Below are 22,874 nucleotides of genomic sequence, written 5' to 3' on the forward strand. Positions count from 1 at the left end.
GGGGGTGATGGGGGGAGTTGTGTTGGAACATTCGGGTTTTCTATCTCCTTGTCTCCTTGTCCCCGTTCTCCCCTGCCTTCTCGAATCAATCTTGAAGTTTAATCATAGCTGTACTGACTGGGAATCATAGCTTTACTGACTGGGATAGTAGTAAAATTAGAGATTGTGCGCTTATTATATGGAAGTCAATGCCCAAATTAAAAACCCGCAGAGCAGCAGCAAAACGCTTTAGAGTAACTGGTACTGGCAAAATTAGACGCCGTAAAGCGTTCAAAAATCACTTACTCCAGCACAAATCCTCACAACGGCGGCGGCGTTTGTCGAATCTGAGTCTAGTGGACGAACGCGATGCGGACAATGTGCGCTTGATGCTGCCATATTTGTAGAGCTTTAGCCACAAATCACTAACTACTAATACCAAATCACGAGCTATGACAAGGGTAAAACGCGGTAACGTCGCTCGCAAACGACGCAAAAAAATTCTCAAACTTGCGAAAGGATTTAGAGGTTCCCACTCAAGACTCTTCCGCACTGCCAATCAACAGGTGATGAAGGCATTGCGAAATGCTTACCGCGATCGCCGTAAGCGCAAGCGGGATTTTCGACGCCTCTGGATTACTCGCATTAATGCAGCAGCGCGTCAGCATGGCATGAGCTACAGTCAGCTTATGGGTCAGATGAAAAAGGCAAACATCCAGTTGAATCGCAAGATGCTGGCACAGTTGGCAGTTCTCGATCCAGCTAGCTTTGGCAAAGTCGTGGAATTAGCCGATCAAGCTGGAAAATAAGTGAGTCATTTGTCCTCTGTCATTAGTCATTTGTCCTTTGTTGACAATGGCTAATGACTGATGGCTACTGAAGCGATCGCCAATGAAAACGTTTTTTAATTTCACGCTGGTAGTTGGATTGCTGCTGGTATCTTATATCGCACCCGCACCAGTTAGGGCTGCACAACTCGCAGAAATCGAGAAACGGGGTGAGTTAATTGTCGCTGTCAAAGATAACCTACGTCCCCTCGCCTTTCAGGATGCTAATGGTAATCTGCAAGGATTTGAAATTGATGTGGCGAGGCGTTTGGCGGCAGAACTTTTGGGGAATCCTGATGCAGTAGTTTTGCAGCCCGTAACGAATCGCGATCGCTTAGATGTGGTAATACAGGATAAAGTTGACTTGACTATTGCCAGAGTGACGGTAACAGACTCTCGTTCCCGATTGGTAGAGTTCAGCATTCCTTACTACCTAGATGGAACAGGTTTAGTCACCAAGAATGCCTCCATTAATAAACTCAGCGATCTCAGCACTGGGACGATTGCAGTAATCAAGGGTTCTAGCACGATCGCAGTGGTAAAGTATGCGTTACCAGGGGCGACGTTAGTAGGTGTTGATTCTTATCAAGAGGCGCGATCGCTTTTGGAAGCAGGGAGGGCTGACGCTTTTGCTGCTGATCGCAGTGTGCTGACGGGTTGGGTACAGGAGTATCCTGAGTATCAGCAACTTGCTGTGTGGCTGTCTGGGGAAGCCTTAGGCGTAGTGATGCCCAAGGGATTAGAATACGTTGAATTGCGGCAAAAAGTCAATGAGGCGATCGCTCGCTGGCGGGCTGAGGGTTGGTTAGCTCAACGCGCTGCCGCTTGGGGTTTACCATAGGTAAAGATTGAACCTGTATAGATTCCAGCAATCAAAGATGGATAATCCGCTTCCCATTACTTATTTATTGATATTGCTAGTGCTGCTGGGCGTTGCTGCTTCAGCAGTTGTCCGTCAAGTTCTCAAAACTCGCCGAATCGAGACGAACCTCTCACGGCTCGAAAAAAAGCTGCGAAACGAGCGCGGAAAAGTACAAGAGTATTACGAGTTGGGCAGTATTTATTTAGATAAGAAACTCTTTGCCCAAGCGATTATTCTATTTCAAAAAGCAATGAAAGCTGTAGATGCTGAGGAACAAAACCTCGCGCCTGTTTACAACGCCCTAGGTTTTGCTTACTTTTCTCAAGAACAGTACGATATTGCCATTCGCAACTACAAAGAATCCTTAAAACAAGAGCCGGAATATGTCACCGCACTCAATAACCTGGCTCATGCTTACGAACGTAAGAAGCTGACGGCGCAGGCATTACAAACCTATGAAGAAGCGCTACAGTACGAACCAAATAATAGCACAGCAAAACGCCGCTCCGAATCCCTTCGCAAGCGGTTAGCGACACCGGCATGAGACAGACTCCTAAAAACCATCCTTGAATATGCCCGTGCGGACAAATAAAACCGCAGGGGCATATTTTATTTTATCTTGAAGTGTAAAGTTGCAAATCACATCTATGAAACTGCCCGATGGTCCCAAAAGCTCCCCGACGATGCAGCTCATCCGGTGGATTGCTGACCCGCTCGCCTTCTTGGATAGTTGTGCAGAACGCTACGGGGACACGTTTACATTAAATCTGAGAAACTTTGAACCTTTAGTTTTTCTCAGCCATCCCCAGGCAATTCAAGAGATTTTCACTGCCGATCCGAAGCTGTTTGACTCAGGTCGGGGGAACAAGATTGTAAAACCCTTGGTGGGAGAGAATTCTCTATTATTGTTAGATGGCGCTCGCCATGCAGCACAACGGCGTTTGATGATGCCTCCCTTTCACGGGGAACGGATGCACTCTTACAGTCAATTAATGTGCGAAATTGCCGAGCAGGTGGCAAGTCAGTGGAACGTTGGTAAACCGATCTGCATTCGTGCCCAAATGCAAGAAATTACCCTACAAGTCATCGTGCAAACAGTATTCGGATTGCGAGAAGGAGTGCGTTATCAACAACTGATACCACTCCTCTCCGCTATGTTAAACATGACTGACTCTCCCCTGAGTTCAAGCCTGCTATTCTTTCGCTTTCTGCAAAAAGACTTGGGTGCATGGAGTCCTTGGGGACGCTTTGTGGGACGCAGGCAGCAAATTTATGAACTCTTGCAAGCGGAGATTGACGAGCGTCGAGAGCGATCGCAATTGCAGGGCAATGATGTTCTCACTTTAATGATGTCGGCGCGTGATGAACTGGGTCAGCCGATGACTGATGCAGAGTTAAAAGATGAGTTGATGACCCTTTTGTTTGCGGGTCACGAGACTACCGCGACTGCCTTAGCCTGGGCTTTCTACTGGATTCATCAGCGTCCTTCAATTTATCAAAAACTTGTACAAGAACTGGATAGTTTAGGGGAAAATCCAGAACCCATTGCGATCGCAAAACTCCCCTACCTTACCGCCGTTTGCCAAGAAACCCTGCGGATTTACCCCGTTATTTTCTTTGCATTTCCGCGAGTCACGAAAGCACCCATGCAGGTAATGGGTCGTCAATATGACACCAATACCACGTTATTTCCCTGTATTTACCTAACTCATCATCGGGAAGATATCTATCCAGAACCCAATCAATTTAAGCCAGAGCGCTTCCTCGATCGGCAATTTTCTCCCTATGAGTATTTGCCCTTTGGTGGCAGTAATCGCCGTTGTGTGGGCTTTGCTTTAGCGCAGATGGAAATGAAACTGGTATTGGCTAGCATTTTGTCGCGCTATCAGTTAACACTGGCAGATACCAAACCCGTAAAACCCCAACGTCGGGGCTTCACCGTTTCTCCAGAGGGTGGCGTGCGGATGATGGTAATAGGTCAGAGATCGCCTTCGGAGCGGGTTTCTGTCGGGACTGCCAGCACTAGTACTCAATAAATGCGTACTACGAGCAAGTTGTCAAAGGATTAGGACACTGCTCCTCCGGCGCAATCCACCCTTTCAATCCTTCATAGTTAACTAACGCCCAAGATTGGTCACATCCTAACAGCTTTACCTCTGTTGCTGGTGGAATTCGACCCATGACTCTGCTATCAGCACTAGCATTGGCATAAACAGAAACGCCCTCAGTACCGTAACCGCGAGTACTAATCCCCAAAAGCGGAGCGTAAACCCATCCCGTTCCCTGAAATTCCACGTTTTCGGGACTTTCCGCCTTCATTACCTGTACCCACTCCCCTTGAGATGCCTTGATATCAACAAAAACAGCAACAGCAGAGGTAGGTAATTTGTCAATCGTTTCGTAATTCTTTCCCGGACCCGAACGCACGTTCAAACCTTGGGAATCTTTATCAATTACATAGGCGCTCATCTGACAGCTACGCTGACTTTCAGCCGTCGTGCTAGAAACCGCCGCCACTTGATCGCCTGTTTTAGCAGGGGGTTCAGCTTCAGGTGAACTAGATAATTGTGATCTTTGAGATGTCGAGTTCAAGTCAGAAGTCTGACAACCAGCGGCGATGCTGCCCCAAAGTAGAGTCAAAACTAGTAATTTTTTCATGAATTATCCCTATCCTGCACAGATGCATGACATCCAATCGAATTGATTAGTGAAGTGCAATGAAGCAACAGATTTGGTAGCGGATGTAGCGGATTAACGGATATGTGAGAGATTCTAAATATTGGGCTACTTGCAGTGAAGGAGCTATTGAATGGCGATCGCCTGTGGATGTGATTAGGGATTATAAAAATTCCCAGGAACCGAGAAACTCGGCTCCTAGGAGTACTAACTCTACTTCACAGAAGCCTTAGCACCAGCCTCTTCTAGTTGCTTCTTAGCCTCCTCAGCCGCATCCTTGGCAACGGCTTCTTTAACAGGCTTGGGAGCTGATTCCACCAAATCTTTGGCTTCCTTCAGACCTAGACCGGTTAACGTCCGCACTACCTTCAAGATGGCAATTTTCTTGTCAGCGGGAACGTCTTCCAGCACGACATCAAATTCGGTTTTCTCTTCAGCTTCTTCAGCCGGAACCGCAGCTCCACCGCCACCCGCCATACCGGGAGCCATCATCATCATGCCGCCAGCCGGAGCCGCAGCGCTGACACCAAAGGTATCTTCAATTTGCGTGACCAGCTCAGAAGCTTCTAGCAGAGTCAGTGATTTTAATTTTTCCAGAATTTCGTTGGTTGTATCAGACATCGATAAACTCCTTTAAGATGAATTATTTGGTTAGTCCCCCCATCCCCCCCTCTCCCCATCAAAGCTCCAGTGAATTACACCTGGAGAACGCCCATTAGAATTAGGCTTTGTCTTCTTTCTGAGCAGCGATCGCTTGTAAGACGCGACCCAGGGAAGCAGGAACCTCATTGATACCGCGACCCAGGGAAGCAGGAACCTCATTGATACCCACAGCCAGCTTGGTAGCGATAGAATTAATCGCACCAGCAATTTGGGCAATCAGTTCCTCCTTAGACGGCAAGTCAGCGATCGCTTTAACTTGGTCTTGATTCAAGGCACGACCTTGCATGACGCCGCCCTTGAATTCTGTCTTCTTACTGACTTTCTGGAAGTCCTGGTAAGCCCTGATTGCACCGCCAATGTCATCTTTGACTAGCAGAAAGGCGGTTGAACCGACAAGGAATTCGGTCATCGGTTGCCAGTTTTCATCACCCTCGACTGCCCGCCGCATCAGAGTGTTCTTGGTCACTTTACAAACGGTGCCAGTCGGACGCACACGATTCCGCAAGTCGCTGATTTCCGCAACCGACAATCCCTGATAGTCGATAACAATCGCTAACTGAGACTCGCCCAAAAGTTTCTGCAAATCGGCAACGACTTCCTGTTTGTTTTCTAGTGTTCTGCCCATTCGTTTCTCACCTCCTTTTTGTTATTAGTCATTAGTCATTAGTCATTAGTCCGTTGTTGAATTGTCAGTTGACCGAGGACTAACGACTAATAACCAACACAAAACCCCGGACACCATGCCGGGGTTGCGCTTTATATCTTAAGTGCTACGCCATTCACATAGAATGCCCATGGCACGGCAGATATATAGGGCGCTGACCTCGGCAGGATATTAAGCGATTCGCACCTGCTTTCTCTGGTACAAGCCAATTGAGTTTTAGTTTGTCAGACTGCTAAAACTTCAAATTAGACAGCCTCAATTTTCATGTCTCGCAGAGTATTAATTTCGACTTCAATTGATGGACCCATTGTCGCCGATACATATATACTACGCCAAAAACGACCTTTTGCTCCCGAAGGACGGTTGCGGTCGATTGTTTCCTGCAAGGATTTGAGATTCGCTAGCAAGTCTTGGGCAGAAAATGATGTCTTGCCAAACATAACATGAACGATGCCAGTGCGATCGGAACGAAACTCTACTTTACCAGCTTTAACTTCTTCGATTGCTTGCGCCAAATCAAAGGTTACTGTTCCGCCTTTGGGTGAAGGCATCAAACCTCGCGGTCCCAAAAGCCGTCCCAATTTTGCCACCTGCGGCATCATATCTGGTGTCGCAATCAGGCGATCAAAGTCCATCATGCCGTTTTGGATTTCTGCAATCAGTTCCTCTGAACCGGCAATATCAGCCCCAGCGTTACTCGCTTCCGTAACTTTCTCACCTCTGGCAATCACTGCTACCCGCACAACCTGACCAGTCCCCTTCGGCAGTGCCACAGTTGTCCGCAACTGCTGATCGGTGTACTTCGGGTCGATTCCCAAGCGGATATGGGCTTCTGCTGATTCTGGAAACTTAGCAGTGGCTGTTTCTTTTAAAAGATTAAGTGCTTCTAAGGGTTCGTAAGGTCTCTCTTCAACCTTCTTTTGCAATTCTTGCAGTCGGCGCGATATTTTTTTTGACATTTTCTCTCTCCTGGGGTCACTAACGAAGCGCTGCTTCTCCCCCTGATTGGGTTTAGTGAAATTGAGTACTCAGAAAGTCTGAACTTATAAAGTGTAAAGTATGAAAGAGGATTTTTGGTGGGTGTACCAAAGTCATCCTTCCCTTCATAGGTTAGCCTTCTAGTCGCTAATTGCCACTCCCATGTTTCGGGCAGTGCCTTCGACAATTTTCATGGCTGCCTCAATGTCATTAGCATTAAGGTCAGGCATCTTAGTCTGGGCAATTTCTTGGAGTTGCGCCCGCGTAATTGACCCAACTCTCTGTTTGTTGGGTTCACTCGAACCCCGTTCAACTCCTGCTGCTTTTTTAATCAGCACAGATGCTGGTGGCGTTTTGAGGACGAAGGTAAAACTGCGATCCTCAAAAACCGAAATCTCTACTGGCACCACCATGCCAGCTTGGTCTGCGGTCTTGGCGTTGTATTCTTTACAGAACGCCATGATATTTACCCCGTGCTGACCCAAAGCTGGTCCCACAGGCGGGGCTGGGTTGGCTTTCCCTGCCGGGAGAGCCAACTTAATCATTGCAACGACTTTTTTTGCCATTATTTAGCTCGTTTTTTCAACCTGGTTGAATTCTAATTCTACAGGTGTATCCCGTCCAAAAATTGAGAGTAATGCTTTGAGTTTGCTGCGTTCTGGGCTAACTTCAATCACTTCGCCTTCAAAATCTTTGAACGGACCTGATAGTACTATGATCTTATCCCCAACAGCCATGTCAACTTTAATGACTGGCTCTTGTTCTTCGGTCTGCTTGAAGATCCGTTCTACTTCTCCTGGACTCAGCGGCACGGGTTTCACGTGTCCCCGTCCTCGTCCGTAGCGACGTTTTTGTTCTGCCCCAACAAAATTAATCACATTTGGTGTATTTTTGACAACCTGCCAGGTGTCATCATCCATCACCATTTCGACTAACACGTAGCCTGGGAAGACCTTTTCTTCAGAGTGTTGCCGAGAACCATCCTTGCGGATTTTTACGGTTGGTGTCTGGGGAATCTGCACTCTCAAGATCCGATCAGCTACATCAAGGGTTTGAACGCGCTGTTCGAGGTTGGTTTTGACCCGCTTTTCACAACCAGATGCTACCTGAACCGCATACCAATGTGCAGATTGAGAGTCTTCTAGCTGTTGATTTGGATCGCTTGATTCGTTTGTTGTAAAACTCATCAAAATACCTGTCCTGATACCCACACGAAGAGACCATCCACCAAATAAATGAGGGTGGCTGAGAGAATTACCATCATCAGTACAGCCGCTGATTCACTGAGGAGCTGCTGCCGAGAGGGCCAAACCACTTTAGCGAGTTCTTCTTTTGTGTCTTGAAGAAACTTGACTGGATTTAACCCAGAGGTGGTTTCCTGAATCTCTACTTCATTTTTTGTTTTCTTTGCCACAATGTTTTTTCTCCCCCGTTAATCAATTTGGGATGCTCGTTAATGAAGTTAGGAGAACGCTGCCAAACCGAGAATTTGGCAACTATTCACAAAATTAAGTCTAACCCAAAGTCTTTCACTTGTCTGAGGCTACGCCTGCCACAGCGATGCTTTTGGGTAGACCTAAAATTCCGCCTTCATTTAACGGATTCAAGCGCGCCCTGGAGGACTTGAACCCCCGACATCAGGTTTTGGAGACCTGCGTTCTACCAACTGAACTAAGAGCGCTTGATTAGTAGGAGAGGTAAAGCTACCTCTGCTGCCTTATTCAGTGTAGCGCAATTGGGGCATGAATACCAAGTCAACCTTCCATATTAAATATGTGGATTAGCGATCAAAGCGCTGTTTGACTCGAGTCGCTTTACCAACGCGATCGCGCAAGTAAAATAGCTTGGCTCGACGCACTTTCCCCCGACGCACAATTTTAATGTTGGCAATTCGGGGTGAATGTATCAGAAAAATCCGTTCGACCCCAATACCTTGAAAGATTCGTCGTACTGTAATTGTCTCATTGATGCCACCGCTACGCATAGCGATAACGGTGCCTTCGTAAGGCTGTACCCGTTCTTTGTTGCCTTCCCGAATCCGGACGCCCACCCTTATGGTGTCGCCAATGTGGATGGTAGGCAGATCAGATTTAAGCTGTTCGGCTTCCAGTGAGCGAATAACTTCTTGAGCGTTCATTTCTTTTTAAGAAAAGTCACAGCCTATTATAATAACTCAATAACTGAGCTTTTGTCTAGCGAGTCTCAAACTTGCAGCACTGACAATAAACCCTAATACCGTAAGCTGGGCAAAAGCAACTAACGGTGGTATGAGCATTTCAGCTTTAGAAAGTTTGCCCACCCTACCTAAAATCAGCTTGTTGAGATTCGTGCAAGAGGTGAAGAGTTACACTCATCCTTAGACTGGCTATAGTTGATAAAACCCAATGATTTTAATCCGAGCGCATCTATCCAAATGTCACCCCAATCTCTAAAAAGTATTGCTACTACTGCCATTATTATTACCTTGACAGGGTGTAGTCTCCTGTCTAGTCCGGCGACTTATTCGGTTAAAAAAGTCAGCGATGGAGACACAATTACGGTGACAGATGCTAGCGGAACGGATATCAAAGTGCGCTTTGCCTGCGTGGATGCTCCAGAGGTTCCCCATACCGCTAAGGAGAGGAAAAGTCGAAAATTGGTAGACAAAAGCCAATTCCAGTGGGGCGGAAAAGCGCAACAGCGAGTGCAGCAATTAGTCGCACAAGGAGGCGATCGGGTGCAACTGACTGTAACCGATACCGATCAGTATGGACGTAAAATTAGTGAAGTTCATCTAGCAGATGGCACCTTGATTCAGGAAGTTTTAATCCAAGAAGGACTTGCACAAGTCTATCGCCCTTACCTAAAAAACTGTCCCAGTGCTGCAATTGTGGAACAGGCAGAAGCAGATGCTAAAAAGAAGCGTCGGGGAGTTTGGCAAGATCCTAAATACGTTTCGGCTTGGGAATGGCGTCGTAGTAGTAAGTAGGGAATGGGGAGTGGGGAGTGGGGAAAGAACTCAATTGTTAGTAATCTTCATTTTTATAAGATTCCTGTTGTCTCGAAACGGTTAGCTGCCACAAAACCGGCCCAATTGCTCCTCCCATGACCCCAATTCCGACACTAAATGCCAGTACGATTCCTACGGGTAGGCGAATGGATTCAAAGGTTAGAAACCTGAGAGAGACGAGTGTGGCATTCTGTACGGACAAAATAGCGATCGCTACAATCCAAGCTGCGGCTATTAGGGAAACAAGTAGATTCATGAAAGCTTTCATGGGTAATTCAAGAATTAAGATAGCTCAGTTACAGCAGCAAAGTGGAGGCAAAGGCAAGGCTGAGAATTTCCCAATCTGTTGCCAGAATCAGCATTTTAGGGTTAACCTGTCAATCATATTGACTCGATCCTAATACGACGAAAGTTGCCAGCACCGCTCTTCAGGGGGAAGATATATAGTGATATCATCCTCACTACCTAGCAACTGAACGCTGCCCGTCGCCTTCTGCCATTGGGAGAGTACCCTAGTATCGGAGCTGTAAGCCATCGTGAGCCAGACTGAATCCCCAACCCTACATACCTTTCAAACAGAAGTTTCTCGTCTGCGAGAAGAGCTGCACCTGAGAGATCAGCTTGTACAACAGCTATCTCAGGAACTATTTCGCCTCGTTAAGGGCAATGCCAACTTTACTCCTCCACCAGAGGTTTCCGAGCGGCATCAAGCTCAGATGCGAGTCTTGCGAGAACAGTTGCAAGAGGTCGAGCAACAGGTACGCTTTTACCAAGAGCAAATTACCACTCGCGATGAAGAAATTTATCAATTGCGGCAGTCAGTTCAGGAACTCAGTGACCGTTCCCGTATGCTTGAGCAGGTAGTACAGGAACTCCCGCACATTTATCGTCAGAAATTTTCTGAGCGCATGGCACCTGTAAGAGAAAAGGTGACAATGTTGCAACGGGAAAATCGGCAGCTTCACGCTGAGTTGCAAAGCGTCAGCTATCGGCTGGCAGTCAGAAATCGCAACATTACGCACATTGACTTGCCCAGTTTCTCTCGTCCTAGTGGTAGTCCGATTCCAACCTTTGGGAATATCTAGGGCGGTTGTCATTGCAGAAAGGCAGTTTTACGGCAAGGTAGAGACGTAGCGTGCTACGCCTCTACGTTTTGTTGCATATGAATACAGATAATCGTTACAGAACAGAGAATTTTCTGGAAATAATCCAGAGCAAGCCTCTGATGACTTGAAAGAGGTTGTACAAGCCGCATACCAAAAACGAATCGCTTCGTTGTTGGTGGCAGTGAACCATCAGCATTGGGGTGGCTTTGACCCACAAACCAATACGGTGCAACTGCACGAGCAAAAACAAGCTGGCGATGAAGACTTATTGGATTTTGCAGCAGTTCATACTATCTTGAATGGCGGAACTGTTTATGCTGTAGAACCCGAACGGGTGCCAGCCGAGTCATCAGTAGCCGCAGTTTTGCCCTATTGATAACGAAGGCTAGACCTCGCAAGTGATTGCTCTTTAAAGAATCAGGAAAGAATCACGAAAATTTGCTAGAGGGATTGATTGAAAGCACCCCATAGATGATAGGATTCCCATCAGTGCCGTGGGTCACACGGGAATCGTCAAGATGCTACGCATCGCGTTTTGTGTGAGGAATGTTCGCGAAAGGAATAAAAAGTCTGTGATAGATGCAAAATTAACGTCTGGACGGTCTATCAGCTTGACCGGCTCCAGACTCTTGACGTTGCTAGCGGTTAGTTTGAGCCTGGGCGCATTGATACTAGATTGGGTGGCAGGGCGAACGCCGCTATCAGGACTTTCAATCACCTTGCCGCTGTGGGTCTGCGCTTTGCTTACAGCAGCATTGGGATACTGGGTTGTCCCATTCCTGCAAACCCTCAAACTCGGGCAGATTATTCGCGAGGATGGACCCCAAACCCATTTACAAAAAGCAGGCACCCCAACCATGGGCGGGGTGTTTTTCGTACCAGTAGCTGTGATTGTTGCCCTGTTATGGTCGGCACTATTTGGGGCGCAAAACTTTATCTCTGTTTTAGTCGTATCAGTTGTTACCCTTGGCTATGCAGGAATTGGGTGGCTCGATGATTGGCAAATAATCCGCCGCCGTTCCAACAAAGGTATCTCGCCCCGCATGAAACTGGCGCTGCAAGTGAGCGTGGGCTTAGTATTCTGTCTGTGGTTGGCAGCGAGTCAACCTGCTAGTATGACAACGATTAACCTGCCCTTGGGTTTAGTCTTACCCTTAGGGGCGCTGTTTTGGCCCCTAGCGTTGTTCGTGCTGGTGGCAGAAAGTAATGCTACCAATCTCACCGATGGAGTGGATGGGCTAGCGGCTGGGACTTGTGCGATAGCTTTACTGGCACTCGCGGCGATTGTGGCTCCCACGTCACCCGGTTTGATGATTTTCTGTGCCTGTATGAGTGGCAGTTGCCTGGGCTTTGTCGTCCACAATCGGAATCCTGCCACGGTATTTATGGGAGATACTGGTTCTTTGGCACTGGGAGGGGCATTAGCATCAGTAGGGCTATTGAGTCAGAACCTCTGGTGCTTGTTCGTTATCAGTGGACTTTTCTTTGTGGAATCTATCTCGGTAATTGCCCAAGTGGGTTATTACAAAGCGACTAAAGGACCCGATGGCATTGGCAAACGTTTGTTTAAAATGTCACCGTTTCACAATCATCTGGAACTGAGTGGTTGGTCAGAAACTTACATTGTTGGAGTGTTTTATTTGATTAATGGGATTTTGGCGTTGATTGCGTTAGCCGGGAATCCGAATTTTTAAACAGTTGTTGGTTTTGAAGTTTTGTAGGTGAAGCCATCTCATCAGTGGGGTGGCTTTGCTGATTTTGGAAAGGGCGATCGCAAAAATCTGTGAGTTAGGATGGCGTTATCTCGATACCTAGCAACAAGAGATGGCGAGAAACTGGTTGCGGATTAATCACGAGGGTTATGCGATAGGATTGTCCTGGCAACGCGGACAATCTAATCCTCGCTTGGCTCCTGCAGTAAAGTTTGAACATCCGTTTCAGGAACAGGTAGGCAAGAAACCAGATGAGCAACCCTTAGCACAGTTACGCTGGTATCTGGAAGATTATCTGCGCTCTCCCTATGGGATTTTTCCAGACAAGGCGGCAAAGATTGAGCAAAAGTTTCAAGACTGGGGAGAGCAGTTATTTGAATTGGTATTTCGCAGTAGCGAACAAGCACGGCAATTTTTTCAGGCGGCGACTTACGAAGGACTGAATCAGTGCGAACTATTATTCAGTCCGTTTAAACTCAGATCTTGCACCAGTCTCACTAACAGCCAGTGGTTAAAACCACTGTCTCATAGCTGGCATTCGTCTTGCATACGACTGGATAAGACTTTCAGTCCATTTCAATGGACTTGAGCTATTAGCCCGGAGTTTGAACTCCGGGCGGATTTTCGGGCTTATCGACAAAGGTGCAAGATGTCAGTTTAAACGGACTCGGGCTATGAGCCTTGAAATTGATTTCAAGGCGGTGTGACAGCGTGGCGATAAATTCAAGCAATAGATTAACGTGGGGGGTAATTTATTCCAGATGGTGAGTAAGGGTGAACAACTTATTTTCCGGCAATATGACGGTGTAACCCGCTCATCCGCCTGCGAATCAATTCGCAGGCTCATAGCTCAAGTCGTCTGAAGATGACTCAGTAATAATATAAGTTAATCTCAATTATCAGGGCATAACTTTATGGCGTTTTGGCGGCTTTATTATCATCTAGTTTGGGCGACAAAAGAACGCCAACCTTTGATTACCCCTGCACGAGAACCCAGGCTATACAGCTATATAATCGGGAAAGCTGATTCGTTAGGTTGCATCATTCACAGTATCGGCGGTGTAGAAGATCATCTCCATTTAGTGACATCTATTCCACCCACTCTTTCTATTGCAGATTTTGTCAAAAATATCAAGGGTAGTAGCGCACATCAGTTTAACCAAGATTCATCCCCTACATCAGCTAAGTTTGGTTGGCAGCGCGGATATGGCGTTTTTTCGTTGGGAGGCAAACAACTTGATGAAGCAATTGCATACGTGAGCAATCAAAAACAGCATCATTCCCAAGGAACAGCGATCGCATCCTTAGAACGAGATAATTATGAAGATGACGCTCCCACCTCCCGACAAGGAAAAAGAGAATAAGAAACGCTATATTAAGTATTGCCGTAAAAACGGCTGTAAACCTCAACAGTTGCTATGTCTGAGCAGCGAATTGCCATTTCGCCTCGTAACCTACTGCTAATTTTTGCCACGGGCTTGCTGGTGGTGTTGCTGTGGCAGTTGAGCGGTTTGTTCGTCATTCTGATGATTGCAGTGGTGCTGGCTGCTAGCCTAGCACCGATTATCGAGAGTGCTGAACAATTGCGTATTCCTCGCTGGTTAGCCGTTATCCTAGTCTATCTAGGATTGCTAGCCATTTTAACGGGAGTGGGTTTGGCGATCGGTCCGACTGTGATCGCACAAATTCAGGGACTTTTTCAGAGACTACCGGGTTATCTGGAAGTTTTGGTAGCCCTGGTTGACAATTTAGCACGGCGTTTGGGCATCACTGAACCAGCTATTAGTCAGTTTTTTGACACGCAGACACTGACAAGTTGGGCGATTCGTTCCAGTCAGCAACTATTGGTTCGCTCTTACGGAGTAACGAGGGGCTTCGTTGGCGGTGCTTTTAGTCTGATTCTGGCGTTGTTTCTTTCAGGCTATATGCTATCTGGCTCTAAACAATTGATTAAAGGTTTGGTCAGTTTGTTCCCTAAGCCTTGGGATGAACGCTTGGCAGCGCAGGTTAAGCCCATGAGCAAGCGGATGGGAAATTATATTCAGGGAAGGGTTTTAGTTTCTGGAATTTTAGCTGTAGTGATTAGCGTCGGGTTGAAAGCTTTGGGGATCTCGGAGTTTGCCCTAGGTTTAGGTGCGATTGCAGGGGTAACTAATTTGATTCCCTTTTTTGGACCAGTATTGGGTGCTATTCCCGCATTAATTGTAGCAATCGCTCAAGGCAGTTGGACATTCCTATGGGTGTTGCTGCTGTTTTTGATTATTCAGAATGTGGAAACTTACGTCCTCGATCCCCTGTTAGTTGGTTCTTCCGTGAAAATTCACCCGTTATATCAGCTCTTGGCAGTGATCGGTGGCGCTCAGGTTTTGGGAATTATTGGTGCTTTGATTGTCCCTCCTTGGGTTGCAGGTGCTTCGGTAGTGTTAGAGAATCTTTACCTGCAACCGAAACGACTGTCCGAACAACAAGCTGCCGCGATCGCATCCCCTTCAGCCGAACAAGCCTAAAATACTTTATAGCGTTTCTCTGTTTGGTGAAGTATGAAGCCCTGGATTTAAGGGAGTGGGGAGTAGGGAGTTGGCTGAGAAAATTTCCTTAAGTAGGGCTTGCAAGTATTTAGCAACTATTGTTCCTGGTTCATTGTTCCTATGCAATACATTACCAAAAGCGAGCCATGAACTGTGAAGTGTCAACCTTTTTCAGTTTTCCACCTGTCCTAGTTCGGCTTATCCGGACGCTGGTTCTGGGATTTGCCCTCGGTTTGCTGCTAGCGGTTGTACCCGTTTTGGCTCAAGAGAATTCCACAGCACCGATTGTTTTTGATGGACGCAAGCTTTTTGTCGTTACTGAATCTGGGGATTTCACTGCCCAAGCACGGGCTGAATCTGCCAATCAAATCCTCCAGAACAACGTTATAAACGCTGATACTCCTGTGGAGGTTGAGGTCGATGAAACGGGCAAAATACCCGTGATTCGGGTCGATGGCAAGTACTTGCTGTCGGTAACTTCCGAAGATGCACTCGCAGGCAGAAGCCCCCAAGAACAAGCCCAGTTTTGGGCGGCAGAACTAAGGGTGGCAATTCAGCAGATACAGCGCGAGCGCACGCCTAAATACCTAGTCAGAGCGGCACTGTTGTCGATTGGCTGCGTGTTCCTAGCGATCGCTTTGAGTTGGGGATTTGGCTGGTTTTGGCATCACCGACTGAAACCCTGGATTGAGAGAGAAGTCACTGACTCAGAAGAACCCGGAAATGTCCAACAACCAACTAGCCTCAAATTTGGCGCACAGATTCTCCTCACACTCATTCGAAGTGCCATCTGGCTGTATGCCCTGATTTACATCAGCGACTTGTTTCCCCAAACTCGGCAATTGAGCCGCAACCTTACCAGCACTGTAGTGGGGAGTTTCACCTCAGATTTGTTTCCCTTAGGAAATGAGTCCTATTCAGTTTTAGATTTATTGATTCTGATCGGGCTGTTTGTGGCTCTGGTTATGGTAGCCAGTGCAATCAGGCGGGGATTGCGATCGCGGGTTTTAAACTTCACCGGTCTGAGCCGTTCTGCCCAAGAAACTATTGCCATCATTGTCAACTATGCCTTCATTTTCGTTGGTTCTATTGTCGTATTGCAGTTATGGGGACTTGATATTAGTTCCCTAACGGTCTTTGCGGGTGTATTGGGTGTAGGGATTGGCTTAGGATTACAGGGAATTGCCAAGGAATTCCTCAGTGGTTTAGTGCTGATTTTTGAGCGTCCGGTTCAAGTCGGTGACTTTGTAGAGGTTGGAGATTTGATGGGGACGGTAGAGCGGATCAGCGTGCGTAGTACGGAAATGCGGACATTAGATGACATCTCTATTATTGTTCCCAATTCTCGATTTCTAGAGTCAGAAGTTATCAACTGGTCTCATCACAGTCCAGTATCTCGATTAAAAGTACCTGTGGGTGTTGCCTACGGATCGAACCTAACCACTGTCCGGGCAGCTTTGATTGATGCGGCAAAAGAACATCCTGACATTCTCACTCAACCCACGCCGCGAGTATTTTTTAAGGGATTTGGCGACAGTTCCCTTGATTTCGAGCTGTTGGTTTGGATTAGCGAACCCCGCAAACAGTTCCAAATAAAAAGTGACCTTTACTTTCGGCTTGAGGTGATTCTGCGCCATCGGGGTGTGGAAATTCCCTTTCCTCAACGAGATTTACACGTTCGTTCTGGTAGCTTGCCGGTGGAGTTTTCACCTGAGTTGGCTCAATCTCTCACGCAGCTAGCAGATGGTTTGGCAAAGTGGTTGGAAAAACAGCCAAGTGTGGGGAGTCAGGATAATCAATCTAGTAACGGGATGCCTGACTCAGGGAGATAGACAGGATTGACAGGCAAGATGCCTGTCCTACGGGATAATTTATTTTTTGGAGTTTCCACACTTCAACAGTCCCCTTGTCTCCGCTTCCTTAACTTTCTGACGTAGGTCAAGGGAGTAAGCTTTCATCGGGGAAAAATCTTGGTTGACTAGCTCGCTTCACTCTCCTAACTGTATTCCATTCAACTGAGAGGAGTTTTTGTCCATTCACTGTCATCAATTGTGAATCGCTTACCACTAAGTTGAAATAAGTGACGTTTTGAGCTTTCAGCAAACCAAAGAACGCCCTTTGCTCGAAACACATTATCGGGCAGTCGGTAGTCGAGGAACTGTTGAAATTTTTTCATGGCAAGCGGGCGATCAGCTAAAGCACCGAAGAGAATTTGAGCATCTTCGAGCAAATCATCCCCCGGAAGGGCTTCATTGACCTGAGCGACCAGTTCTACGTTGAAACAACGTACCTGGCAGACATCGTTTGACTTTGGCTCGACCACAAATTCTAATGGCTCAAATTCTACAACTCAATTCTACCTATCTAGCGTTGCTCCACCTCACCGACAGCCTCAACGTACTGCCCTTGCCCTTGAGCTGAGTGGTATAACGATTGAGTTCAGCGGCGGTAGATAACTCTTCACTGCCAACCAAATATCTTTATTCCGCCGCTGCAACGATTTGTTAGCCTGCGGTAACACTTCACGGATGCGTCTCTGAATTCAATATCCACACACTCATTTTTTACAAAGATCCAGATACTTCTAACAGAGCCTGAAAAAATGCTTGATCTAAGCGACCTTGATAAAACAAGCGAAGATGAGACTCTTGGTCAGCACCTGTTCCTGATATTGTATATATTCCCCGTTGAGATTGCGATGACCTAACTGCATCAGCAAGTGCCATCAGAATATACTTACGTTGCTGAGGCTTTGTCTTGTCACTTCTACCCAATAACGAAAGAACTCTAGCGGAAGTATAGGCTATGGTAGCGCTTTGATCGTAAAGCCGCTCAATGAGTCTATCCACAACTTCACCCTCAACCCGTTGTAAACGAGTAAGTGTTCCCATTGCAGTTTCCCGTACATATTGATCGTCTAATAAAGCTTGCTGCAATGCATCAAGAGTATTGGCTGAGATTTTGTTTAAATGACTTATCAACTGAATAGCCGCGACCCGACCAGCAACCGTATCATGTTTTTTGACAGCTTCCGCAAGCAGTGGCTCTAGGTTAAAGTCACTAGAAAGGTTAGCAAAGGTCGCTGGTGAACGTTCAGCATAGACAGCAACATCAGCTAAAAGCAATGTGCATTTCCAAGAATAGCCATCGTTACAAACACTGACAGATAAGGTTTTAGTTAACCAGTCAACTAGAAAACTAAAAATTTCTAGCTCATCTTCAACAAGAACTGCATACTTTTCTGATGCATCTTTAAAAATGCTTCCTGTGCCAAGCCAATGAGTAACAGATATCGAGATTTTCCCAAGTGTATCTTTAACTCTATCTGCTTCTACAGCCAATGCCTCAGCAGCGGTGATTGTGTAAGCTTTGAGTGCTTCTTCAGCAGTCTCTATCAGATCTATTTCCGGGTTGTTACGTTTTTGCTGGAGCGCACTTGCTGATGATTGAATGATAGGGCAAGGTACCCTTGGTAGGGCGCAGATATCTTCTAAGCCATCAATATTTAATGTCTTTAGCCAAGAACCTGGATCTTCTGTGTAGGTCTGTGTGTTATCTTCCAATGCTAACCAGCAGAGTGCGAAGGTCATAGCCTTCCGAACTTGCTTGTTTCCAGCTGCAAAAACTTGTCTAAATGTTTGCCAGCTCTCTGAAGTGAGTTCTGCAATGCCCATCAAGTTTTCTTCAGCGGCACTTGCATTGCCTTCATTAGATTGGAGTGTTTTTGCCCATTCCTCAATTAAATTTGGATTGTCATGAATAAAATCGTACTGAGTTGAGAAAATAATTTTACGTACGAACGGAGATTCATTTTTATAATCGTGTATTGCCTGCCCAAGAGCATCTAGAACATAGGAATCAAGTTCAGAAGTCCGAAAAAATCGCTTTTCTCGTTTTAGGTTAGCGATTCCGCCAGTGAGTACTAAAGAAGCACGAATGCGAGAGCGATCTTCTCGACTATTTAGCAATGCTATTAGACCATCAATTGTTTGGGGAGTGAGTCGTCTTTCATTCTCTGAAAGAAACAGAGCGGCATGGTTAGCTATATTCTCATCCCAATGATTCAGCCAGGTTTCTATGGTCGGTAATGCGTCTTGTGTCGGGTCTTGTAGTAAGGGTAGGAATTGACGAACAATCTCCTCGTTGCCGCTATTGAGTAACTGGTCTAAAGTCCTAACAGCCGTGTAGGTTAGGGTTAGCCCTCGCTCAATACCTGCTTCGTATAAGTTTGCAATTTTGCTCTGCTCAGAATTAGTAGTTAATGCTAGCCACTGACCATCTAGGTTGGTTGCTTCATTGAAGTAGGTTAGCAGATCATTGACAATTGTCCCCAGCACAAGCGGAGACCATAAATCTACGCTGCCACCCAATGTTTCTTGAAGCTGAGAGTGGAGTTGGAGAAGTTGAGGGCTGCGTAAACCCAGCGCTTTTGCTCGGCTCCAAGAATCGGCGATTTGTCCAGCTATAGCACGGGACTCTGCTAGTAAATCAGGATAAGAAATTAGGAATTGATGCAACCCTTGTAGGGTTTCTGCCTTCTGATATTCATCAACAATATTTGTCGCTGCTAATAGCGCATCCTGTAACAAACTCTTCCTTTGTCCTTCTAGACAAAATCTCGATAACCTTGCCAATGCTCTCGCCTTATCATCAGGGTCTAAAATGGTTCGAGCACTCAGCAAAGTTTCTTCTAAGATCTGGTTATAGCTCGGTGTAGGTATGCTTGGCAGAAGATATTCAAATACTCGACAACGCAGATGAGGATCGTTAATAGTTCGTGCAACTTCTAAGGATTGATTAAATAAATGGCCAAAACGGAAGGGAAGATACCGAGCCAGCCTGAGTAAAGCTCTTGAACGGAAGTAGGGGTCTTTAACCTGATTAATCATCTCCAGGATACGAGCCGGTTTATCGTAGCTATTACGTATCTGAGGTGCTAGAGATTGAACTACAGATTCACTACTCGATGTATTCAGTAAATTGAGGGTTAGAACTTCTGGAAGTAAGTCAGAACTTATTTTTACCCAAGGAACTATAGCATCTAGAAAAACCGAACGTAATGCTTCACGCAAATCTGGACGCAATTTTTCTGTATTAATATTCTCAATAGCATCGATCACTTCAAGGGGAATATCGGAGCGTGGATTGAAACGAGGTGGTAATGGTTCTACAAACCAGCTTGTAATATATTCACTCCAAGTTAAGTTCTGGGTTTGGTGAAGTAGTGCTAGAGAATGAACAATGAGATCTGCTGATGAAGCAGCCATTTTATCTAAAGCAAGAGCACAATTATAGATGAAATCATCTCCACCACCACCTGCTCCTAAAAATCGACAAACCCAATACTCTGCATTGACATAAGCTTTTGAGAGATATGTTAGATGCCTATCCCACGTAATGTACTCTAAAGGCTTATTGCTATAGCTTAGTGTAAGGTTTACTACTGTAGATAACAAATCTTTCCAATACAAATCTTGCAGACTTTGGGTAAGGCTTTCTATAGAGAGAATGATTTGACAACGACTAGTAATGGTCACGTCTTGACCATCTTTTGTTTTAATTTTTTCAGGGTGAATTAATGGTTCTGGTAATTCGACTTCGACTTGTAATGCACGAGTGATCGGATCCTTGAGAAATTCTTTTAGCTGAGAAAGCTTGTCAAAAATCAATTTAAAGACTTTTTGTTTATCGCTAGCTACTGGGGTATTTTCCAGTACTGAAATAACATCTTCTCCTAATGCGGCTAGAGCAATGAATGCGTCAGCTTGTTGCTCCGAGTGTTTAGAACTTGTCCAGAGATTCCTGAGATGGGGAATCAAGGATTTAGCAGACTCATCTTTTCGGATAGCCGAAAGAATTCGGTTAGTTAATGGGGAGTCACGATAAATAGCTTCAACTTTAAACTCAGGTAGTATTTTTACTTTGTCAAGCTTGCCGTTCATTCCAACATCAAGATAGACGGCAGCATTGTAGACAGTATCATCTGCCCCAAAGTCTCCAATATAGTATTCACGATTGCGTGCAATTTCGTCCTCACGTAGTTTGTCCGGTTTTTGCAGAAATAATGCAATATCACGGTATTCACACAAAACTTCATGAGCTTTGTAGTTGTAGTATCCACCATAAAGAGCGATAACTAAGCGCAACCAGGTTGGGTTAGATTTAATACGCTCAACCAGTGATGGATTTTGTTGTAAAGCTCTTTTAAAGGGAAGGTGATCAATAGGAAGATCAATAGCCTGCTGTTCTACCAATCTGTCATATCTATCTTTTTGCTCTCGATAAGCCACTTGAGCGACTGCAATATTCGCTCGTAGCTCCTGATACTTAGTAAAATCGTTTGCTTTTAGTGTCTCCCATTCTTCTTCAGTAGACTGCTCCTCTCTTCTCAAGGCTTCATAAGCGTTCAGGCGTTCAGTAGAAGTAGCTCGATCTCCTTTAAGGGCAACATAAACTTTTTCTAATGGTACGGTCGGATAGCCTTGTATCTCGCGTACACCTCGTAATTCCAGACGATTATGGTAACGAATCAACCATTCTAAATAGGGATCAGGAGATGTCAGAAGAAGTTGTGAATTATTTAAATTACTCTCATTTAGAGAAAACAGTTGCCCACCTTCGTGATCCTGCCAGCGTAAATATAATATTGGGCGATACCATTGATTTCCTTCTGCTCCCATCGCTTCTTTCCCTTGGCTAACAGCCGTTGCCAAGGCATTTTTACGACCAAGAGAACGATAAAACTGTTCGGCAAACTGGGTTGCACTATCTACTCGAACGGTATACTGCATTGCAACGACCGCAGGTAGGCGATGACTGATCAAGCGTTGAGCTAAACCGTTAAACACAGAATCCCCGCCTAGCGCCATACCAGACTTGCAAGCACTTAACACTGCAACACCAACACCCCCTTGGCGATTCAACTGATCTCCAAAGCCAGTCTTTTGAAGTAACTCACCCAGTTCAATAGCGCTGACATAATCAGCTTCATCTTCTTCAGTCTCGAAGAGAAGATATCCTTGTGGTTCAGGTAAATCTGCTCCACAAGATTTACACTGGCTTGTACTTAGATCCTTATGGATGGTGCGGCAGAAATCCTTGTTACAACGCTTACCAAAGAATCCATGCCCATCGAAATGAAAAACGTGTGGTTGATGTTCAGTCAAGTAAGCACGGAGGTGGTTGATAGAAGCGACTTCCAGGATGTCAACCTGAATGTGTTTCTCTTCCTGAGCTTTCTCCAACCCCTTCAGAATGGCTTTTTGCTCTCTTTTAGAGAGAGGCGGTAGTTCGTTATCTTCATCTGAAGCCTCTGAGGATACCAAAAGGACTTTAAGTTGTTGGATAGGAGGTAATTTAGGGACAGTTGCCACATGTGCAACATAACGCGAGAACCTGATCTGATGATGAACTAAAAACTTTACCCCATCATGTGCCAACTCCCAGGGGTAATCAGGGAGGCGACTACGCTTTGTAACGTCTGAACTGAATTTGAGTTGAACATGAAGCTGAGTTTCTTTAACTTCCGCATGAGAGATTGCACGTTGCAGTACATCTCGCACTTTCCCCTGTGGAAACAGGGCATCGTAGATTGACTGTCCAATTCGAGCGAGCATAGAAGGATGAAAACTTTGGCGATCGCTGCTCAACCATCCTTGTTGTGCCATCCACTCTCGCTCTGCCTCCTCCGGAAAAGCAGACGTTCTAAATTCATTCACTTCCAGAGCTTTAATTAGAGTGGTTCGCCATCGATCAGAAGTTTCAAAGAAAGGGAGTTTTGAATCAGTGTCATCCCCCCCTGCTATATCAGATTCTACGATTACTTTGAAATGGACTTCATCAATGGTTGATAGATAAACGTTCAGTAGTTCCATACACTAGCCAGTAGGA

At 45.9% G+C, this 22,874-nt stretch carries 23 protein-coding genes, 1 tRNA gene, 1 pseudogene and 1 other annotated feature; of the genes and pseudogenes, 13 read left to right on the forward strand and 12 right to left on the reverse strand.

Annotation, left to right across the window (positions count from 1 at the left end):
• The first annotated feature begins 188 nt into the window (after positions 1-188).
• The 5 genes from rpmI (at position 189) to IQ257_RS11510 (ending at position 3,704) form a co-directional block, all read left to right on the forward strand.
• Positions 189-386, forward strand: coding sequence for a 50S ribosomal protein L35 (gene rpmI, locus IQ257_RS11490; RefSeq protein ID WP_193874972.1), 198 nt, complete (start codon positions 189-191; stop codon positions 384-386).
• 45 nt (positions 387-431) lie between these two features.
• On the forward strand, positions 432-788 hold the full coding sequence (gene rplT / locus IQ257_RS11495; RefSeq protein WP_193874974.1) for a 50S ribosomal protein L20: 357 nt from the start codon (positions 432-434) through the stop codon (positions 786-788).
• A gap of 82 nt (positions 789-870) precedes the next feature.
• Positions 871-1,647, forward strand: coding sequence for a transporter substrate-binding domain-containing protein (locus tag IQ257_RS11500; RefSeq protein ID WP_193874976.1), 777 nt, complete (start codon positions 871-873; stop codon positions 1,645-1,647).
• Positions 1,648-1,684: 37 nt separating this feature from the next.
• Complete coding sequence (locus IQ257_RS11505; protein ID WP_193874978.1) at positions 1,685-2,212, forward strand: tetratricopeptide repeat protein; 528 nt, start codon at positions 1,685-1,687, stop codon at positions 2,210-2,212.
• A gap of 103 nt (positions 2,213-2,315) precedes the next feature.
• Entirely contained in the window at positions 2,316-3,704 is a 1,389-nt protein-coding gene (locus IQ257_RS11510; RefSeq protein WP_193874980.1) for a cytochrome P450, read from the forward strand.
• Positions 3,705-3,711: 7 nt separating this feature from the next.
• Here the strand turns inward: IQ257_RS11510 and IQ257_RS11515 are convergent, their stop codons facing one another.
• The 9 genes from IQ257_RS11515 to rplS form a co-directional block, all read right to left on the reverse strand.
• A complete protein-coding gene (locus IQ257_RS11515) occupies positions 3,712-4,326 on the reverse strand; it encodes an SH3 domain-containing protein (RefSeq protein ID WP_193874982.1) in 615 nt (204 codons plus the stop codon).
• Between the two features lie 231 nt (positions 4,327-4,557).
• Positions 4,558-4,965: a 50S ribosomal protein L7/L12 gene (gene rplL / locus IQ257_RS11520; protein ID WP_193874984.1), complete on the reverse strand. Its 408-nt coding sequence runs from the start codon at positions 4,963-4,965 to the stop codon at positions 4,558-4,560.
• A gap of 100 nt (positions 4,966-5,065) precedes the next feature.
• Positions 5,066-5,632 carry a 50S ribosomal protein L10 gene (rplJ, locus tag IQ257_RS11525; RefSeq protein ID WP_193874986.1) on the reverse strand — a complete coding sequence of 189 codons (567 nt, stop codon included), beginning with the start codon at positions 5,630-5,632 and terminating at the stop codon, positions 5,066-5,068.
• An 89-nt stretch (positions 5,633-5,721) separates the two neighbouring features.
• Positions 5,722-5,888: a sequence feature (ribosomal protein L10 leader region), on the reverse strand.
• Positions 5,889-5,916: 28 nt separating this feature from the next.
• On the reverse strand, positions 5,917-6,630 hold the full coding sequence (gene rplA, locus IQ257_RS11530; protein ID WP_193874988.1) for a 50S ribosomal protein L1: 714 nt from the start codon (positions 6,628-6,630) through the stop codon (positions 5,917-5,919).
• A gap of 159 nt (positions 6,631-6,789) precedes the next feature.
• Positions 6,790-7,215 (reverse strand): 50S ribosomal protein L11, encoded by a 426-nt coding sequence (rplK, locus tag IQ257_RS11535; protein ID WP_193874990.1) that lies wholly within the window; start codon positions 7,213-7,215, stop codon positions 6,790-6,792.
• A gap of 3 nt (positions 7,216-7,218) precedes the next feature.
• Positions 7,219-7,836 (reverse strand): transcription termination/antitermination protein NusG, encoded by a 618-nt coding sequence (nusG, locus tag IQ257_RS11540; protein WP_193874992.1) that lies wholly within the window; start codon positions 7,834-7,836, stop codon positions 7,219-7,221.
• Entirely contained in the window at positions 7,836-8,063 is a 228-nt protein-coding gene (secE, locus tag IQ257_RS11545) for a preprotein translocase subunit SecE (protein WP_193874994.1), read from the reverse strand. Before secE ends, nusG begins: the two co-directional genes overlap by 1 nt.
• Before the next feature lie 194 nt (positions 8,064-8,257).
• Positions 8,258-8,330 (reverse strand) — tRNA-Trp (locus IQ257_RS11550).
• Between the two features lie 99 nt (positions 8,331-8,429).
• The gene (rplS, locus tag IQ257_RS11555) at positions 8,430-8,786 is read right to left on the reverse strand and encodes a 50S ribosomal protein L19 (protein ID WP_193874996.1); all 357 of its coding nucleotides are present in this window, start codon (positions 8,784-8,786) and stop codon (positions 8,430-8,432) included.
• Positions 8,787-9,062: 276 nt separating this feature from the next.
• On the opposite strand from rplS, the gene IQ257_RS11560 reads away from it, so the two are divergent.
• Positions 9,063-9,617 (forward strand): thermonuclease family protein, encoded by a 555-nt coding sequence (locus tag IQ257_RS11560; protein WP_193874999.1) that lies wholly within the window; start codon positions 9,063-9,065, stop codon positions 9,615-9,617.
• Positions 9,618-9,654: 37 nt separating this feature from the next.
• On the opposite strand, the gene IQ257_RS11565 is transcribed toward IQ257_RS11560, so the two are convergent.
• Complete coding sequence (locus IQ257_RS11565) at positions 9,655-9,906, reverse strand: LapA family protein (protein ID WP_193875000.1); 252 nt, start codon at positions 9,904-9,906, stop codon at positions 9,655-9,657.
• 268 nt (positions 9,907-10,174) lie between these two features.
• Between IQ257_RS11565 and IQ257_RS11570 the strand changes: the two genes are divergently transcribed.
• The 7 genes from IQ257_RS11570 (at position 10,175) to IQ257_RS11600 (ending at position 16,816) form a co-directional block, all read left to right on the forward strand.
• A complete protein-coding gene (locus IQ257_RS11570) occupies positions 10,175-10,723 on the forward strand; it encodes an Npun_F5560 family protein (protein ID WP_193875002.1) in 549 nt (182 codons plus the stop codon).
• Between the two features lie 145 nt (positions 10,724-10,868).
• Positions 10,869-11,120, forward strand: coding sequence for a hypothetical protein (locus IQ257_RS11575; RefSeq protein WP_193875004.1), 252 nt, complete (start codon positions 10,869-10,871; stop codon positions 11,118-11,120).
• A 199-nt stretch (positions 11,121-11,319) separates the two neighbouring features.
• Entirely contained in the window at positions 11,320-12,438 is a 1,119-nt protein-coding gene (gene mraY / locus IQ257_RS11580; RefSeq protein ID WP_193875037.1) for a phospho-N-acetylmuramoyl-pentapeptide-transferase, read from the forward strand.
• 130 nt (positions 12,439-12,568) lie between these two features.
• A complete protein-coding gene (locus tag IQ257_RS11585) occupies positions 12,569-13,045 on the forward strand; it encodes a hypothetical protein (RefSeq protein WP_193875006.1) in 477 nt (158 codons plus the stop codon).
• A gap of 325 nt (positions 13,046-13,370) precedes the next feature.
• Positions 13,371-13,820, forward strand: a complete 450-nt coding sequence (tnpA, locus tag IQ257_RS11590) for an IS200/IS605 family transposase (protein WP_193875008.1) — start codon at positions 13,371-13,373, stop codon at positions 13,818-13,820.
• A gap of 54 nt (positions 13,821-13,874) precedes the next feature.
• Positions 13,875-14,963 carry an AI-2E family transporter gene (locus IQ257_RS11595; protein WP_193875010.1) on the forward strand — a complete coding sequence of 363 codons (1,089 nt, stop codon included), beginning with the start codon at positions 13,875-13,877 and terminating at the stop codon, positions 14,961-14,963.
• Positions 14,964-15,130: 167 nt separating this feature from the next.
• Positions 15,131-16,816, forward strand: coding sequence for a mechanosensitive ion channel family protein (locus IQ257_RS11600; RefSeq protein ID WP_193875012.1), 1,686 nt, complete (start codon positions 15,131-15,133; stop codon positions 16,814-16,816).
• A 188-nt stretch (positions 16,817-17,004) separates the two neighbouring features.
• Here the strand turns inward: IQ257_RS11600 and IQ257_RS31510 are convergent.
• Positions 17,005-17,178 (reverse strand): annotated as a pseudogene (locus IQ257_RS31510) (GTP-binding protein); the annotation flags it as partial.
• A 370-nt stretch (positions 17,179-17,548) separates the two neighbouring features.
• On the reverse strand, positions 17,549-22,858 hold the full coding sequence (locus IQ257_RS11610) for a CHAT domain-containing protein (protein ID WP_193875014.1): 5,310 nt from the start codon (positions 22,856-22,858) through the stop codon (positions 17,549-17,551).
• Between the last annotated feature and the right edge of the window lie 16 nt (positions 22,859-22,874).

This window comes from Coleofasciculus sp. LEGE 07092, from assembly GCF_015207375.1.
GTDB lineage: Bacteria > Cyanobacteriota > Cyanobacteriia > Cyanobacteriales > Coleofasciculaceae > LEGE-07092.